Genomic DNA, 3077 nt, shown 5'->3' on the forward strand with positions numbered 1-3077 from the left:
TTGTTCATTTTTATTTTCCTCTTTTTGGCCATTTGTATTTTACCATTTACATACATACAATATCTTTTTGCTTTTTGCAAATTTAAATGATATTTTGTTTTTAATTAAATACTCGCTTACAATTCTTAAAATCCTCTCCGCATTATCTAATTTTGCACTTATGTGTATTTTCCAGCCTTGCTCCGGAAATTCATTTAAATACAAAAAATACCAAAAATTATCCTTCGACAGCATCCTTTTATACTTTTCAGGTAATATTTCTGCATAATCGTATTCTAATTTATTTTCATTTGATCCAAAAAGAACATAGAATAATATTCTTCCTCCTTTTTTTCATTTATTATTTTGCAGCCGGCCGCAGGAAAACTTAAAATAATCATTACTTTTTAACTTCAAAAATTTAGTTTATTTCTTTTCTGGATTTTTAAAAACTTACCTTCTACCAACATGTTTGCGAATTATATAACAAATAATAGAATTTATATGCGGGATATATTTATATTACAATTTTATATTATAACCGTTTTTATTTCTTGTTAATTATATAAAATTCGTCACCTTTTTTGTTCGAACTCCATATTTTCATTTTTCCTGATTAATTTATTCCATTTCTGCAATTTATTATATAACCCACGTGAAAATATGACAATCTCGAAAAATTTCAATTATAAGTTTTTTTTACCATAATTATTTGCAAAATGCTTTTTATTTTAAAATATTTCTAATTTATTTAAAACATGTTAACGAATTATGATTTAAAATTATTGTTCAATTATCTTACTCATAAATTCTGGAAAACAACAAATCATATTTATTAATTTCATCTTTTTTGAACAGTCTCCTTCTAACTTAACAGAACATATTATTTATGTTATAATGATAATAACTATAATTGTTATATTATTTTCAAGTGATTTTATTGACAAATTTTTAAAATATGGTATAATATAATATAGGATAAAAAATAGAATGTATAAAAGACCCTACTGGGTCTTTTTTTTATAAAAAACAAAATATTTCAGAGAAATTCCCTTATTACCTTTTCGCATCATAAAAATATATAATCAAAAGGATTTAAAATAATAAACTTCTCATAAACATTACCAAAGGGAGGAATATTATGAAGAGGTTTATTATTTTTTTACTTTTTGTATTAACAATATTCATGGTCTCATGTACAAAAATACAAAACACGCCAGCTTCTTATGAAAATCCTTCGTATAAAATTTCAGAGATTTTTAACCAGAAATTAGGATTTAATTATACTTATCAAAAAGCATATTTAGATAACGATTCAAAAAAGTTATTCATTTCATTAAAAGATGAAGATGAAAAAAAACTACTTCTTTATGAGTACCTCTTAAAGAGCACACCAAGTGAATCAACTTTAACTAATCTTAGAAATATCCCCTATACGTCAGACTCAAATATTCTTGCACTTGGCGCTGTAAATGGGAATCCTTGGTTTATATATACTACTATCACAATTCAAGGAAAATACCTCATATTTTCCTATTATAATTCTAATGGATGGCATAACGTAGATTTACTTTCAGCGTGTAATCTAACATCCCCGTACAAATATTTATTTGACATCTTTTACAACCAAAACACTGTACTTTTAAGTTTTTACAACGAAAAAAAAATATTGTGTAATAAAAATTTCAGAAAATGCATATAATATAAATTGCTATAATATCCCCACCCCAAAAGACAATATAGAAATATATTTGACATTAGATACCTACTTCTACGAAAATAACGTATATATCCTACAATCGTATACGTATAATTATTATTCACTAATATCAATAGATGTTATTCCTAGGATAGTCGCCTTTTTTAAAAGAGAAGAAAGCGAAGCAATATCCAACAGTATCCTCAAAAGTCAAGATTATTTGTATATAACATCTTACAAAGATAAAAATCTTGTCCTTTACAAAGCAAATTTAACAACCAACACCCTTGCAAGTTCAACTATAAACATACCCATACCAGATTGGGCATATCCAACTGGGAGTGACATTCTCTTGGAAAATTCAGGAAAAATATGGAACTTTTTTGAAGTTATATATGAAAATGTTGTTCTTAGCACAAGCAAAAGTATCTTCTACACAATATATGATCCAAAAACTAAAGAAACTACCTCAGCTACTCCGGCAATTATGTGGTATTCAACATATTGGGTGGAGTACCAAGATTATGACTTTCACACATGCGGATACGGTATAGACAGTGAACAAAATGTTTGGTTCCACATACTTGGCCAAGATTTATCTTTTTCGCCTCACCGTGAAAACTCCAATATTGCGGTTTATAGCAGCAATGGGGATAGGATAGCTACTTTGCCTCCAGAAGCTGTAGCTTTCCAACCTGGAAATAACTTTGAGTATTTTACACTGATTGATGGGCATTTAGAAAACACCGCAATATTACTTTTTAAAGATCAAAATGGAATACAAAATATAAGCTTTTTAAAACTTTTAAAAGAATAAACAAAGGCTCAATATGAGCCTTTGTTTTTTTTTTTCGAATTTGTGTTAAAATTAAAGTGAATAGGTATATTTTCCGGAGGTGGTTAAATGAAACTACAATTTAAACTCATACTATCCTTAGTATTGGTAGCAATAATTGCTACGGTAACAAGTGTTTCAATTTCATCATATCTTGCCTTCAAAAACGTTTCAAAAAGCGCAAGTACTATAAACAAACTCATCCTTACCTCGATCTCCAAAGACGTACATGCAGAACTAGAAAACATTATCGATCCAATTTACAAGTATGCAACGGAAGGATCACTTGCTCCATATTTGATGAATATAACAAGTGATTTAGGAAAAAGACAACTTGCATGGGGAATTAGAAACGCAAAAAATACATTAAAAAATGAAGGTTTCATCCAAACATTTATCATATTAGAAACAGGTGAAGTACTTGATGAGACAGGTGAGTTATCAATTAATTTTCCAGAGAAGTTAAAAGATATAATTGACAAGATAAAAAACAAGGAAAAAGAATATGACATATACATACCATTTGAATACAATTCTACAAGCACCATAGCAGTTGCTGTACCA

General features: G+C 27.9%; 3 protein-coding genes and 1 pseudogene. 3 read left to right on the top strand and 1 reads right to left on the bottom strand.

All coding sequences use genetic code 11. From position 1 onward, the window contains the following. Positions 1 to 39: 39 nt before the first annotated feature. Complete coding sequence (locus tag XJ44_RS09530) at positions 40 to 318, bottom strand: class III lanthionine synthetase LanKC N-terminal domain-containing protein (RefSeq protein WP_456300354.1); 279 nt, start codon at positions 316 to 318, stop codon at positions 40 to 42. 802 nt (positions 319 to 1120) lie between these two features. Here XJ44_RS09530 and XJ44_RS03330 point away from each other — a divergent pair. The 3 genes and pseudogenes from XJ44_RS03330 to XJ44_RS03340 all read left to right on the top strand — a co-directional run. Then, on the top strand, positions 1121 to 1681 hold the full coding sequence (locus XJ44_RS03330; protein ID WP_077198053.1) for a hypothetical protein: 561 nt from the start codon (positions 1121 to 1123) through the stop codon (positions 1679 to 1681). Between the two features lie 49 nt (positions 1682 to 1730). After that, entirely contained in the window at positions 1731 to 2495 is a 765-nt protein-coding gene (locus XJ44_RS03335) for a hypothetical protein (RefSeq protein WP_077198054.1), read from the top strand. Between the two features lie 87 nt (positions 2496 to 2582). Next, positions 2583 to 3077 (top strand): annotated as a pseudogene (locus XJ44_RS03340) (methyl-accepting chemotaxis protein); the annotation flags it as partial.

Origin of the sequence: Thermosipho affectus (genome assembly GCF_001990485.1) — a bacterium.
Taxonomy (GTDB): Bacteria; Thermotogota; Thermotogae; order Thermotogales; family Fervidobacteriaceae; genus Thermosipho; species Thermosipho affectus.

Bases quoted from the DNA above. Each gene is read 5' to 3' on its own strand.
- XJ44_RS03330 (WP_077198053.1), top strand. From the start codon at position 1,121: ATGAAGAGGTTTATTATTTTTTTACTTTTTGTATTAACAATATTCATG.